Source organism: Streptomyces sp. MS06, from assembly GCF_047200655.1.
Taxonomy (GTDB): domain Bacteria; phylum Actinomycetota; class Actinomycetes; order Streptomycetales; family Streptomycetaceae; genus Streptomyces.
Map to the genome: position 1 here is coordinate 19,448 of NZ_JBJZOJ010000039.1, position 13,353 is coordinate 32,800.

General features: G+C 70.3%; 12 protein-coding genes. 6 read left to right on the plus strand and 6 right to left on the minus strand.

What is annotated here, in order from left to right:
- Nucleotides 1–64 precede the first annotated feature (64 nt).
- Entirely contained in the window at nt 65–952 is an 888-nt protein-coding gene (locus ACL02U_RS21010; RefSeq protein WP_412792414.1) for a rhomboid family intramembrane serine protease, read from the plus strand.
- A 269-nt stretch (nt 953–1,221) separates the two neighbouring features.
- Here the strand turns inward: ACL02U_RS21010 and crgA are convergent, their stop codons facing one another.
- Nucleotides 1,222–1,476: a cell division protein CrgA gene (gene crgA, locus ACL02U_RS21015; RefSeq protein WP_412792415.1), complete on the minus strand. Its 255-nt coding sequence runs from the start codon at nt 1,474–1,476 to the stop codon at nt 1,222–1,224.
- Nucleotides 1,477–1,628: 152 nt separating this feature from the next.
- Here crgA and ACL02U_RS21020 point away from each other — a divergent pair, with 152 nt between their 5' ends.
- From ACL02U_RS21020 to ACL02U_RS21040, 5 genes are all read left to right on the plus strand, one after another.
- The gene (locus ACL02U_RS21020) at nt 1,629–2,420 is read left to right on the plus strand and encodes a DUF881 domain-containing protein (RefSeq protein WP_412792416.1); all 792 of its coding nucleotides are present in this window, start codon (nt 1,629–1,631) and stop codon (nt 2,418–2,420) included.
- A 518-nt stretch (nt 2,421–2,938) separates the two neighbouring features.
- A complete protein-coding gene (locus ACL02U_RS21025) occupies nt 2,939–3,121 on the plus strand; it encodes a hypothetical protein (RefSeq protein ID WP_412792458.1) in 183 nt (60 codons plus the stop codon).
- On the plus strand, nt 3,118–3,756 hold the full coding sequence (locus ACL02U_RS21030) for an aminodeoxychorismate/anthranilate synthase component II (protein ID WP_412792417.1): 639 nt from the start codon (nt 3,118–3,120) through the stop codon (nt 3,754–3,756). Before ACL02U_RS21025 ends, ACL02U_RS21030 begins: the two co-directional genes overlap by 4 nt.
- A complete protein-coding gene (locus ACL02U_RS21035) occupies nt 3,753–5,009 on the plus strand; it encodes a class E sortase (RefSeq protein WP_412792418.1) in 1,257 nt (418 codons plus the stop codon). The genes ACL02U_RS21030 and ACL02U_RS21035 overlap by 4 nt, the downstream gene beginning before the upstream one ends.
- A gap of 21 nt (nt 5,010–5,030) precedes the next feature.
- Nucleotides 5,031–5,834: a class E sortase gene (locus ACL02U_RS21040; RefSeq protein WP_412792419.1), complete on the plus strand. Its 804-nt coding sequence runs from the start codon at nt 5,031–5,033 to the stop codon at nt 5,832–5,834.
- 242 nt (nt 5,835–6,076) lie between these two features.
- Here the strand turns inward: ACL02U_RS21040 and pknB are convergent, their stop codons facing one another.
- The 5 genes from pknB to ACL02U_RS21065 form a co-directional block, all read right to left on the minus strand.
- On the minus strand, nt 6,077–8,059 hold the full coding sequence (pknB, locus tag ACL02U_RS21045) for a Stk1 family PASTA domain-containing Ser/Thr kinase (protein WP_412792420.1): 1,983 nt from the start codon (nt 8,057–8,059) through the stop codon (nt 6,077–6,079).
- A 169-nt stretch (nt 8,060–8,228) separates the two neighbouring features.
- Nucleotides 8,229–9,713, minus strand: a complete 1,485-nt coding sequence (locus ACL02U_RS21050; RefSeq protein WP_412792421.1) for a peptidoglycan D,D-transpeptidase FtsI family protein — start codon at nt 9,711–9,713, stop codon at nt 8,229–8,231.
- Nucleotides 9,710–11,146, minus strand: coding sequence for an FtsW/RodA/SpoVE family cell cycle protein (locus ACL02U_RS21055; protein WP_412792422.1), 1,437 nt, complete (start codon nt 11,144–11,146; stop codon nt 9,710–9,712). The genes ACL02U_RS21050 and ACL02U_RS21055 overlap by 4 nt, the downstream gene beginning before the upstream one ends.
- Nucleotides 11,147–11,173: 27 nt before the next feature.
- Nucleotides 11,174–12,739: a Stp1/IreP family PP2C-type Ser/Thr phosphatase gene (locus tag ACL02U_RS21060; protein ID WP_412792455.1), complete on the minus strand. Its 1,566-nt coding sequence runs from the start codon at nt 12,737–12,739 to the stop codon at nt 11,174–11,176.
- Nucleotides 12,740–12,837: 98 nt separating this feature from the next.
- Complete coding sequence (locus ACL02U_RS21065) at nt 12,838–13,347, minus strand: FHA domain-containing protein (RefSeq protein ID WP_412792423.1); 510 nt, start codon at nt 13,345–13,347, stop codon at nt 12,838–12,840.
- Between the last annotated feature and the right edge of the window lie 6 nt (nt 13,348–13,353).

Here is a 13,353-nt window from a genome sequence, read left to right on the forward strand (position 1 = left end):
CGCCCCGCTCGTCCGTAAGGAAGAGCGGGGCGAAGGCCGTGCCCACGACGATCGAGGGGACCCGATGGACCAGGCACCAGGCAGCCGGCAGGAAGCCCGGGACGGCCTGCCCGGCTGCTACCGCCATCCCGACCGCGAGACGGGGATCCGCTGCACCCGCTGCGACCGTCCGATCTGCCCCGAGTGCATGGTCAACGCCTCCGTGGGCTTCCAGTGCCCCGACTGCGCGCGCGGTGCCGACGGGGGCGGTCCGGCCCCCTCGGCGAGCCGGCCCCGCACCATCGCCGGCGGCGTGGTCAGCGACGATCCCCGCCTGGTCACCAAGATCCTGATCGGGATCAACGTGGCGGTCTTCATCGCCCTCCAGATCCGGCCGTCACTGGTGGACCGGCTGGTGCTGATCGGCCAGTGGCCGCCGGCCCCGTTCAGGGCCACCGAGGGTGTCGCGGAGGGCGAGTGGTATCGCCTGCTGACCTCGATGTTCGCCCACCAGGCCGTCTGGCACATCGCCTTCAACATGCTCGCCCTGTGGTGGCTCGGCGGCCCCCTGGAAGCGGCCCTCGGCCGGGTCCGCTACCTCGTGCTGTACTTCGTCTCGGGCCTTGCCGGCGGCGCCCTGACCTACCTGCTGGCCGGCCCCGGCTCGGCCTCACTGGGGGCCTCGGGCGCGATCTTCGGGCTGTTCGGAGCCACTGCGGTGCTGGTGCGCCGGCTGCGCTACGACATGCGGCCGATCGTCGCTCTGCTGGTGATCAACCTCATCTTCACCTTCAGCTGGGGCAACATCGCCTGGCAGGCCCACATCGGCGGCCTGGTGGCGGGTGTGGTCATGGGGTACGCGATGGTGCACGCCCCGCGGGAGCGCCGCGCGCTGGTGCAGTACGGCACCAGCGCGCTCGTTCTCGCCGTGGTGCTGGTGATGATCCTGGTGAGGACGGCTCAGCTCACCTGAGTCGCAGCTTTTCCACAGTGGGTACCGGATCTTGTGCACAGGGTGCGGGAACAACTGTGCCCCCTGTCGCCGAACCGAGTTTTCGCAGGTCGGGCAGGGGGCGAACAGTCTTGCGGGGGCCGGTGTGCCAGTCGTACCGGCGTCAACACCCGACGGGTTATCCACAGATCGTCGTTTCTTTTCCCCAGGTGGCCTGTGGATATTTCCTCAGCCTGTGGATAACTCAGCGGATAGCCCTGGGCAGGGCTCGGTTCACCGCCGGTTCGCCGCTACTTCCACTGCGTGGAGACGCCGAATCCGGCGGCGATGAAGCCGAACCCGACCACGATGTTCCAGTTGTCCAGGGCGTCGACGGGCAGTGAGCCGTCCGTCACATAGAAGACGACGATCCAGGCCAGGCCGAGGAGGAACAGGGCCAGCATGACGGGCGCGACCCAGCCGCGGTTGCTGAGCTTGACGGCTGCCGCCTGCTTCGACGGCGGCGGCGTGTAGTCGGCCTTCTTGCGGATACGTGACTTCGGCACGAGGGTCTCTCCTGTCGATGCGCTGCGTGGCCGCGCAGGGAACTGGGTCGGGCTCGGAGCAGCGTACAAGTGGACTGCAAGGTGACTCTGAGCGCTCCCCCGGGCGTCCGTTAGCGTAGTGCTTCCGAGGCGCCGAAGGAGATAAGGGTACGTTGAGCAATTCTGCCGACTCCCCCGGGACCGAATCCAGTGCCGGGCACCGGAACCGTTTCCGTCCTGTGCGCATCCTCACCGTGGCCGTCTTCGCACTGGCGGGGCTGATCTTCTTCACCAGCTTCAACACGGCCAAGGGCACCAACATCCGCACCGACTCGTCCATGCTCAAGCTGTCCGACCTGATCCAGGAGCGCAGCCGCAAGAACAAGGAGCTCGACGACTCCAACTCCGTCCTGCGCAACGAGATCGAGGGCCTGGCCGAGGAGGGCGACAGCAGCACGGACGACGGCACCAAGGCCACCCGCGAGAAGCTCGCCGACCTGGCGAACCGTGCCGGCACCCAGGAGATCAGCGGCAAGGCGATCACCGTCACGCTGGACGACGCTCCCCCGGACGCCACCGCCAAACTGCCCGGATACCCCGAGCCCCAGCCCGACTACCTGGTCATCCACCAGCAGGACCTGCAGGCCGTGGTGAACGCCCTCTGGCAGGGCGGTGCCCGAGGGATCAAGGTCATGGACCAGCGGTTGATCTCCACCAGCGCCGTGCGCTGCGTCGGCAACACGCTGATCCTCCAGGGCCGCGTCTACTCGCCGCCGTACCGGATCCAGGCCGTCGGCGACCCGAAGAAGCTGAAGCAGGCCCTCGCGGACTCCGCGGCGATCCAGAACTACATGGTGTACGTGAACGTGTACGGACTGGGCTGGAAGGTCGCCGACGACGGAACGGTGACCATGCCGGGCTACTCGGGCACGGTCGACCTGCACTACGCGAAACCGGCCGGCTGAGCGCACCCGCAGGCAGGCCGCCGCGCCCTCGGCTCCGGTGATGACGCTCCGAGAGCCCGGGGGCCGTTCCGGGCGGGTGCGAAACGCCGACCGGAGGACGGACTGCCGCGCCCCGGTTTCACGTGGAACATGCCGGTGCGGAGGATCCCGGGGCCGCGGCGCGGCGACACGGTGCGCCGACTCGGTGCGCCGACGCGATGCTCCTCACTTGCGGGACCGCCCGGTGCTCATCCGCGGATCGCCCGGTGCAGGCTCCGGGACCGCCCGGTTCACGTATCGGCTCGACAAAAGCCCGTTCAAGACCGTGCCCGCGGACATTGAGGTGATCGAGGCTGTGGCACGTACACCGGGGTGCGGGGCTCCGGGCCGCTGCTCCGTGCTGACCACCCGCGCCCCGGAACGGGGCCGCGGACGTCGGCCGACCGGGCGCACGCGGCCTCCACCCAGCCTGCTGGACGCAGGCGAACCGGAGGTGCCGCGCCGTTAGTCTGGTGGCGGTACGGCGTGAGTCCGGTGCCGTGAGCGACGGAAGGGACGGCATGTACGGCTGGATCTGGCGGCATCTGCCGGGAAACGCGTGGCTGCGGGTGCTGATCTCGATCGTGCTGGTCCTGGCCGTGGTCTACGTCCTCTTCCAGTACGTCTTCCCGTGGGCCGAACCGCTGCTTCCCTTCAACGATGTGACGGTGGACAACCAGTGAGCGCGCGCATCCTCGTCGTCGACAACTACGACAGCTTCGTCTTCAACCTGGTCCAGTACCTCTACCAGCTCGGCGCCGAGTGCGAGGTGCTGCGCAACGACGAGGTGTCGACGGCGCACGCGAACGACGGCTTCGACGGCGTCCTGCTCTCCCCGGGCCCGGGCAAGCCGGAGCAGGCGGGCGTCTGTGTCGACATGGTCCGCCACTGCGCGGCCAGCGGGGTCCCGGTCTTCGGCGTGTGCCTCGGCATGCAGTCGATGCAGGTGGCCTACGGCGGCGTCGTGGACCGTGCGCCCGAGCTGCTGCACGGCAAGACCTCCCTGGTCGAGCACGGCGGGCGGGGCGTCTTCGCCGGCCTGCCCTCCCCCTTCACCGCGACCCGCTACCACTCGCTGGCCGCGGAGCCGCTGACCGTCCCGGCCGAGCTGGAGGTCACGGCACGCACCCAGGACGGGATCATCATGGGGCTGCGCCACCGCGAGCTGCCGGTGGAGGGCGTCCAGTTCCACCCCGAGTCGGTGCTGACCGAGCACGGGCACCGCATGCTGGCCAACTGGCTGGAGGAGTGCGGCGACCGCGGCGCCGTGGCGAGGTCGGCGGGGCTCGCCCCGGTGGTGGGCAGGGCCACGGCGTGACCGCGCTGCGCCCCGAGCGCGAGTCGGACTCCTCGTACGGGCAGCAGGCGTACGGGGAGTCCGGCGGGTACGGGGGGCCCGGCACGCGCGGCGGCGCCGGTGCGTACGGGGGCGGGCACGGGGGCACGTACGAGGGGTCCGGCGGGTACGGGGAGTCCGGCACGTTCGAGGAGCGGCCCTCCGGCACGGACGCGCGGGGAGGCGAGGGGCACCACCGGGAGGGTGACGACGGACGGGCCGTGCCGGGGGACGACCGCGACACGGGAGGCTCCGGCGGGTACGTGCCGGGCGACGACGCGACGGTCGCCCTGCGCATCCCCGGGTACGTCGGAAGCCGTAGCTACGCCTCAGAGGCCTCCGCAGCCTCTGGAGGCACCTCGCCCGCGCCCGGCGGTCGCGCGGCCCGCAGAAAGGCCGCCAAGCGCCGTCGCGGGCGTCGCGGCGGCGCTGCCGCGCAGGCCGGGAGCCGGCGGACCGGGGGCCTGCCGGCCGGGGCCGCGCGGGACGCGGGTGCGGAGCAGCAGGCGCCGCGGGCCCCGCTGTCCCGGGTGGAGGCCCGCCGGCTGGCCCGGGCGCGCAAGCCCGGTCCGGCCGTCGTGGCCAGCCGGGCCATCGGCGAGGTGTTCATCACCATCGGTGTGCTGATGCTCCTGTTCGTCACCTACCAGCTCTGGTGGACCAACGTGCGGGCGCACGCGCAGGCCGGCAAGGAGGCCAGCAACCTCCAGCAGGACTGGGCGGACGGCAAGCGCAACCCGGGCACCTTCCAGCCCGGTCAGGGCTTCGCCATCCTGCACATACCGAAGCTGGACGTGGTGGTGCCGATCGCCGAGGGCACCAGCAAGCACCGGGTCCTCGACAAGGGCATGGTCGGCCACTACGGCGAGGGCTCGATCAAGACGGCGATGCCCGACGCGAAGACGGGCAACTTCGGGCTCGCGGGCCACCGCAACACCCACGGCGAACCGTTCCGCTACATCAACCGGCTCAAGCCCGGCGACCCGGTCGTCGTCGAGACGCAGGACACGTACTACGTCTACAAGGTGACGTCGACGCTCCCGATGACGCCGCCCAGCAACACGGCGGTGCTGAACCCGATCCCCAAGGGGTCCGGATTCACCGCTCCCGGCCGCTACATCACCCTCACCACCTGTACGCCGGAGTTCACCAGCAAGTACCGCTTGATCGTCTGGGGCAAGATGGTCGAGGAACGGCCGCGCAGCAAGGGCAAGCCGGATGCGCTCGTCAGTTAAGGGCTAGAGGCAGAGGACACAGTGGCAGCGACCGCCGACGACACCGCAGAGCACTCCGACCCCGCCCGCGCCGCCACCCGCCCGCACCGGCGCGGGCGCGGCGGCTCCGGGGGCGGGATCGCGGCGGCGGTGAGCCTCCTCGGGGAACTCCTCATCACCGTCGGCCTGGTGCTCGGCCTGTTCGTCGTCTACTCGCTGTGGTGGACGAACGTCATCGCCGACCGCGCCGCCGACCGGCAGGCGGACAAGGTGCGACGGCAGTGGGCCCAGGGCGGCGGCACCGGCGGGGGAGCCGGCTCGGACGGCAGCGGCAAGGCCACCGGTCCCGGGGCGCTGGACACCGGCAAGGGCATCGGCTTCCTGCACGTCCCCGCGATGGGCGGCGGCGAGGTCCTGGTCGAGAAGGGCACCTCGGCGGCGGTCCTCAACGACGGTGTCGCCGGGTACTACACCGAGCCGGTCAAGGCGGTGCTGCCCACCTCGGGCAAGAAGGGCAACTTCACCCTCGCCGCCCACCGCGACGGCCACGGCGCGAAGTTCCACAACATCGACAGGCTGGAGAAGGGCGACCCGATCGTCTTCGAGACGAAGGACCGGTGGTACGTCTACAAGGTCTACGCGATCCTGCCGGAGACCTCGAAGTACAACGTCGACGTCATCGACCGGATCCCCCGGGAGTCCGGCCGCAGCGAGGCCGGCCACTACATCACCCTGACCACCTGCACCCCCGTCTACACGAGCCGCTACCGGTACGTGGTGTGGGGGGAGCTGGACCGGGTGGAGAAGGTGGACGGCGCCCGGACACCGCCGAAGGAACTGCGCTGACCCCCCGGCGATCCGCGACCGCGGGCCCCGGGAAACCGCCGCCCGGGGAGCACCGCTGAGAAACCCCGGGGGGCGACGCGGACCACCCCGGGGGGGGCGACGCGGACCACCCCGGGGGGCGACGCCGGTAGCGGCGGAACGAACGACACCCCCGGGAACCGGGAGCGACGCGAGAGGGCCCCGCAGGGAGTCGCACCCTGCGGGGCCCTCTCGTCGTCCGGGACCGGGACCGGCGCCGCCGGTCAGCCCGAGGCGCCGCCGAAGATGCCGCCGCCGTTGTTGTTCCCGCCGAAGCTGATCGTGTTCAGCACGACCGGGGTGTTCGCCGGGTCGTCGAACTCGTCCCCGGGCTGGGGGTTCTGGCCGGTGACGATGGCGTTGTCGTCGCCGGGGTTGCCCGGCGCCACCTGGACGTTGGTGAAGCCGCGCTGTGCCAGCTTCTGCCGGGCGACCGCCAGCGTGCCGCCCTTGACCTTCGGCATCCTCGCCTTCTGCGCGGCCTTGGCGACCTTCACGTTGACGGTGGTGCCGGGGTCGACCTTCTGGTCCGGCTGGAAGCTCTGCCAGAAGACGGTGCCGTCGGGCTGGGCGTCGGACTCCTCCTCCTGCGTGCTGCCGAGCTTCAGGCCCGCCTGCTCCAGGAGGTCCTGCGCCTGCTGCGGGGTCTTGCCCGACAGGTCGGGGACGGGGACCTGGGCCGGAGCCACGGCCACCGTCAGGGTGACCGTCGAGCCCTTGTCGCGTTCGGTGCCGCCCTTGGGGTCCTGGTCGATGACGACGTTCGGGGTCCGGTCGGACTCCTCGGTCTTCCTCTCGACCTTGAAGCCCTTCGCCTCCAGGTCGGACCTCGCCTTGTCGAAGTCCAGGCCCTTGACGTCCAGCACGTCGACCTGGGGGGCTCCGGTGGACACGACCACGTTGACCGTGGTGCCCTTGTCGACTTCCTTCTTGAACGCGGGGTCCTGCGAGCAGACGTCGCCCTTGGCCTGGTCCTCGCACGGCTTGCGGGTGACGTTCAGCTTCAGGTCGGAGTTGGCGGCCTGCTTCTGCGCGTCGGCCTCGCTCTTGCCCACGAACTGCGGCACCGCAACGGTGCCGTTGCCGACGCCTCCGTTGCCGCCGACCGCCCACTTCCCGATCAGGATCGCGCCGATCAGGACCAGCACGGCCGCGACGGCCAGCAGGATCGTCGAGGTGTTGTTCTTCCGCTGGCGGCGCCGGTCGGGGCGGTCGTCGTAGCCGTAGCCGCCGTCGTCCGGGTTCATCGGCGGCAGCATGGTGGTGGCGCCCGCTCCGGGCTCGGAGCGCAGCGCGGTGGTCGGCTGGTCGTCGGGGTAGCCGCCGCCGTAGCCGACCGAGCCCATCGCCGCGGTGGCGCCGACCGGCTGGCCGTCGAGGCAGGCCTCGATGTCGGCGCGCATCTCGTCGGCCGACTGGTAGCGGTAGTTCGGGTCCTTCACCAGCGCCCGCAGCACGATCGCGTCCATCCCGGGCGTGATCTCCGGGTCGAAGACGCTCGGCGGCTGCGGGTCCTCGCGGACGTGCTGGTAGGCGACCGCGACCGGGGAGTCGCCGACGAACGGCGGGCGGACCGTCAGCAGCTCGTAGAGCAGGCAGCCCGTGGAGTACAGGTCCGAGCGGGCGTCCACCTGCTCGCCCTTGGCCTGCTCGGGGGAGAGGTACTGGGCGGTGCCGATGACGGCCGCGGTCTGCGTCATCGTCATACCGGAGTCGCCCATGGCGCGGGCGATGCCGAAGTCCATCACCTTGACCTGGCCGTTGCGGGTGAGCATGACGTTGGCCGGCTTGATGTCGCGGTGCACGATGCCGTTGCGGTGCGCGTACTCCAGGCCCTGGAGGATGCCGACGGTCATCTCCATGGCGCGCTCGGGCAGCAGCTTGCGGCCCGAGTGCAGCAGCTCGCGCAGCGTGGAGCCGTCGACGTACTCCATGACGATGTACGGGATCGAGACCCCGTCGATGTAGTCCTCGCCCGTGTCGTAGACCGCGACGATCGCGGGGTGGTTGAGCGAGGCGGCCGACTGGGCCTCCCGGCGGAACCGGGCCTGGAAGGTGGGGTCGCGTGCGAGATCCGCGCGCAGCGTCTTCACCGCCACGGTGCGGCCGAGCCGGGTGTCGTGGGCGAGGTACACCTCGGCCATGCCACCACGGCCGAGCACCTGGCCCAGCTCGTACCGGCCGCCGAGGCGACGCGGCTCCTCCATAGCTACCTACCAGCCCTCTCCATCGGTCCCGACCGGCACGCTGGTGCGGCCGGAGGCTGCTGTCCGGGCATACCGTACCCGGCTCCGCTGTTGTGACCTGGCCGAGCCCGTCACCCGATACAGGACCGGTACCGCAACGTGCGGTGATGTGTAGGTGACGTGACGATGGTCACTTCTTGGTCTTGATGACCGCCTCCATCACGCTCTTGGCGATCGGCGCCGCGAGGCCGCCGCCGGAGATGTCGTCGCGGTTGGCGTTCTCGTCCTCGATGACCACCGCGACCGCGACCGGCGAGCTGCCGTCGGGGAGCTTCGCGTAGGAGATGAACCAGGCGTAGGGGTTCTCGCTGTTCTTGATGCCGTGCTGGGCGGTGCCCGTCTTGCCACCCACCTTGACGCCGGGGATCTGCGCGTTGGTTCCGGTGCCCTCCTTGACGACGGTCTCCATCATCGACTGGAGGATCTGCGCGTTCCTCGGCGACATCGGCCGGCTCAGCTCCTCCGGCTCGGTCTTGGCGACCGGGTCGAGACCGGGGGACTGCAGCGTGTCGACCATGTACGGCTTCATCAGCTTGCCGTCGTTGGCGACCGCCGAGGCGACCATGGCCATCTGCAGCGGGGTGGCGGCGGTGTTGTACTGGCCGATGGAGGACAGCGCGGTCTGCGAGGGGTTGAGGTCCTTGGAGAACACCGAGGCGCTGGAGCGGACCGGGGTGAACTGCTCGGCGTTGAAGCCGAACTTCTCCGCCTCCGCGCGCATCTTGTCCTGGCCGAGCTGGGCGCCCATCTTGCCGAAGACGGTGTTGCAGGAGATCCGCAGCGCCTCGCGCATGTCGACGTTCTTGCAGCGGATGCTGCCCTCGTTCTTCAGCTCGGTGGTGGTTCCGGGCATGATCCACGGCTGGGGCGAGTCGGTCTTGGTGTCGGCGTCCGGGTAGAGGTCGTTCTCCAGCGCCGCCGCGGCGGTGACCACCTTGAAGGTGGAGCCGGGCGGGTACGTCTCGCGCAGGGCCCGGTTCAGCATCGGGTCCTTGGGGTTGTTCTCCTTCAGGAGGCTGTTCCAGGCCTTGGAGTCGGCGTTGGAGGTGCCGGCGAACGAGGACGGGTCGTACGACGGGTACGACGCCAGCGCGAGGATCTTTCCGGTGGACGGGTCGAGGGCGACGACGGCGCCCTTGCCGCCCTGCTTCTTCAGTCCGTCGTAGGCGGCCTTCTGGGCGGCGGAGCTGAGCGTGGTGACGACGTTGCCGCCCTGCTTCTCCTTGCCGGTGACCATGTTGAGGGTGTTGCGGAAGAACAGCCGGTCGTCGTTGCCGGTGAGGATGCCGTCGTCGATCTTCTCGAGCTGGTTGGCGCCGAAGGCCTGCGAGGCGAAGCCGGTGACCGGCGCCCACATGGGGCCGTTGGCGTAGGTGCGCTTGTACTCGAGGTCGTTGAGCCCGCTGTCACTGGTCTTGGTGGACCCGGTGATCGGCTTGCCGTCCACGATGATGTTGCCGCGCGGGGTGGAGTAGCGGGCGATGGTGACGCGGCGGTTGTGGTCGTCGGTGGCCAGCGAGTCGGCCTTGGCGTACTGGAGCCAGTTGTCGCGCAGCAGCAGGGTCAGGACGAGGAGCCCGCAGAAGATCGCGATCCGGCGCAGGGGCTTGTTCACGGGCGGACCACCTGGGTCATCTCGGCGTCGGGGTTGGATGCGGGGGCGGGGGCCGGGCGGCGCGCGGTGTCGCTGATCCGGATCAGGATGCCGATCAGGGCCCAGTTCGCGATCACGGAGGAGCCGCCGTAGGCGAGGAACGGCATCGTCATGCCGGTGAGCGGGATGAGTCCCATCACACCGCCGGCGACGACGAAGACCTGGAGGGCGAACGCGCCGGAGAGGCCGGCGGCGAGCAGCTTGCCGAACGGGTCGCGGGCGGCGAGGGCGGTGCGCACGCCGCGTTCCACGATCAGCCCGTAGATCAGCAGCAGCGCCATGATGCCGGCCAGGCCGAGCTCCTCGCCGAAGGTGGCGAGGATGAAGTCGGAGTTGGCGGCGAACCGGATGAGGTCGGAGTGGCCCTGGCCGAGGCCGGAGCCGAGGGTGCCGCCGGAGCCGAACGCCCACAGCGCCTGCATGGCCTGCTCGGAGTGGCCCCCCACGCCCTTCCGGCTGAGCAGGTACTCGTGCATGGGGTCGAGCCAGGCCTGGACGCGCTGCTGGACGTGCGGTTCGAAGCTGGCGACGCCGACCGCGCCGGCCGCCGACATCAGCAGGCCGAAGACGATCCAGCTGGTCCGCTCGGTCGCCACGTACAGCATGATCACGAACATGCCGAAGAACAGCAGGGAGGTGCCGAGGTCGGTCTCGAAGACGAGGATGAGGATCGACATGAACCAGACGACCAGGATCGGTCCCAGGTCCCGGCCGCGCGGCAGGTACAGGCCCATGAAACGGCGGCTGGCGAGCGCGAGCGCGTCCCGCTTGACCATCAGGTAGCCGGCGAAGAACACCGCGAGCACGATCTTGGCGAACTCGCCCGGCTGGATGGAGAAACCGGCGACGGAGATCCAGATCTTGGCGCCGTAGATGTTCTGGCCCAGGCCCGGGACGAGCGGCAGCAGTAGCAGGAACAGCGCGCCGAGCATGGAGATGTAGGTGTAGCGCTGCAGGACGCGGTGGTCCTTGAGGAAGATCAGCACGACGATGAACAGGGCGATGCCCATCGCGGTGTACATCAGCTGGCGCGGTGCTGCGGTGCCGGCCTGCTTGATGGCCTGGAGCAGCTTCGACTGGTCGAGGCGCCAGATGACGACCAGGCCGAGGCCGTTGAGGAGGGTGGCCAGCGGCAGCAGCAGCGGGTCGGCGTACGGCGCGAACTTGCGGACGACCAGGTGGGCGACGCCGGCCAGGAGACCGAGGCCGAGTCCGTAGCCGAGCAGCCCGGGAGGCACCTCGTCGTTGATGGCGAGCCCGACGTTGGCGTAGGCGAAGACCGGGATGGCGACGGCGAACACCAGCAGTGCCAGCTCGGTGTTGCGGCGGCTCGGCGCGCCGATGGCACCGATCGTGGACGTGTGGTGCGTCGGCGGGTTCGTAGTGCTGCTCATCGTGTGACAGGGCCTCTCACGGCTTGCCTACTGCTGCTTACCGCACAGCGAGACCACCTTCTGCTCCTCCTCGGAGAGGGTGGGGCCGGCCTGGGGGGTGGCAGTCGGGGACGGTGTCGCGGTCGGGGTCTGCGCTGTGGCGGAAGGGCTCGGTGATGCCTTGGACGTCACAGCGGCGGAAGAGGTTCCCGCGGCGCTCGTGGACTGGTCCTGGCCCGTCTGGGCGTTCTGCTCGTTCTCGGCCTTGAGGCGCTCGTCCTCCTTGCGGCAGGCGGACGCCTGCACGGACAGCGCCTCGACCTTCTTCCGGGCGCCCGCGAGGTCGTTCGCCGGGATCGTGTTCTTCACCTGCGTCTGCTGGTAGGGCGGCAGGTACTTGAGTTCGATCTCGGGGTGGTCCTTCTGCACCTTCGACAGCGACAGCCACGCCAGGTCCTGGCTGATGCCGCGGTAGAGCGCGACGTGGTCGTCGTTGGCGCCGACGTAGTACTGGGTCTGCGTCCAGCGGTAGCCGCCGTACAGTCCGCCGCCGAGGACGGCCAGCGCGAGCGCGGTGTAGAGCGCTCTCTTGAACCACTTGCGGCCCTTGCGGGGCTTGACGAAGTCCTCGTCCGTGTAGTCCCCGAAGCTTCCGCCCGGGACGTAGCCGGTGGTGTCGCCGGAACCGGGCGGGCCGAACTCGCCCCCGCCGCCCTGTCCGGGCACCTGGCGGCCGAGCCCGGCGGCGCGGCCGGCCGGGGTCTGCATGATGCCGTGGTCGTGCGGCTGGTGCTGGCTCTCGGCGACCGCGCCGACCACCACGGGGGTGTCGGAGAGCTGCGCGGCCAGGGTGTCCCCGGCGTCGAGGTCGAGGACGTCGGCGACGATGACGGTGATGTTGTCCGGGCCGCCGCCGCGCAGCGCGAGCTGGATCAGCTCCTGCACGGTCTCCTGGGGGCCCTGGTAGCTGGCGAGGGTCTCCTCCATGGTCTGGTGGGAGACGACGCCGGACAGGCCGTCGGAGCAGATCAGGTAGCGGTCGCCGGCCCTGACCTCGCGGATCGACAGGTCGGGTTCGACGTGTTCGCTGCTGCCGAGGGCGCGCATCAGCAGGGAGCGCTGCGGGTGGGTGGTGGCCTCTTCCTCGGTGATGCGGCCCTCGTCGACGAGCCGCTGCACCCAGGTGTGGTCCTGGGTGATCTGGGTGAGCACGCCGTCGCGCAGCAGGTAGGCGCGGGAGTCGCCGACGTGGACCATGCCGAGCCGCTGACCGGTCCACAGCAGGGCGGTGAGCGTGGTGCCCATGCCCTCCAGCGAGGGGTCCTCCTCGACCATCTGCCGCAACTGGTCGTTGGCGCGCTGCACGGCCGTGCCGAGCGCGGTGAGGATGTCCGAGCCGGGTACGTCGTCGTCGAGGGCGACGATGGTGGAGATCACCTCGGAGGAGGCGACCTCGCCGGCCGCCTGCCCGCCCATGCCGTCGGCGATCGCGAGGAGCCGCGGACCGGCGTACCCGGAGTCCTCGTTGCCCTCCCGGATCATGCCCTTGTGCGATCCGGCGGCGAAGCGCAGTGACAGACTCATGCGCACCTCGCCCGTCGGCTCCGGGTACATCCGCACGGTGCCCACCCTCCGGTCGGGAGCGCGCCGGGGCCCGCGGTGGGGACCGCCGCTGCGTGCTCGCTCCGCTCGCTCCTACACATGATGCAGCACTACTTCCGCAGCTCGATGACGGTCTTGCCGATGCGGATCGGCGCACCCGGCGGAATCGGCAGCGGGGCCGTCAGGCGCGATCGGTCGAGGTAGGTGCCGTTGGTGGAGCCGAGGTCCTCGACGATCCACTGACCGTCCCGGTCAGGGTAGATCCTGGCGTGCCGGCTGGACGCGTAGTCGTCGTCCAGCACGATCGTGCTGTCGTGCGCCCGGCCCAGGGTGATGGTCTGCCCCTGGAGGGCGACGGTGGTGCCGGTCAGTGTGCCCTCGGTCACGACGAGCTTGGTGGGCGCGTTGCGGCGCTGCCGGCCGCCGCCGGACTGCTGGCGCTGCTGCGGTGGCGCCTGGCGTCCGGCCTGCTGCTGCCGTCCGGCCTCCCGCCGCGCCCCGCGCTGCGTGACCCGCGTGCCGAACAGGTCGCTGCGGATGACCTGCACGGCCACGATCACGAACAGCCACAGTACGGCCAGGAAACCCAGCCGCATGACCGTGAGGGTCAGCTCTGACATTGCCCC

What these genes read in the sequence shown, in the direction of transcription:
- ACL02U_RS21065 (WP_412792423.1), bottom strand. Translation starts at nt 13,347, where the DNA reads ATGTCAGAGCTGACCCTCACGGTCATGCGGCTGGGTTTCCTGGCCGTA.
- ACL02U_RS21010 (WP_412792414.1), top strand. Translation starts at nt 65, where the DNA reads ATGGACCAGGCACCAGGCAGCCGGCAGGAAGCCCGGGACGGCCTGCCC.
- ACL02U_RS21060 (WP_412792455.1), bottom strand. Translation starts at nt 12,739, where the DNA reads ATGTACCCGGAGCCGACGGGCGAGGTGCGCATGAGTCTGTCACTGCGC.
- pknB (WP_412792420.1), bottom strand. Translation starts at nt 8,059, where the DNA reads ATGGAGGAGCCGCGTCGCCTCGGCGGCCGGTACGAGCTGGGCCAGGTG.
- ACL02U_RS21055 (WP_412792422.1), bottom strand. Translation starts at nt 11,146, where the DNA reads ATGAGCAGCACTACGAACCCGCCGACGCACCACACGTCCACGATCGGT.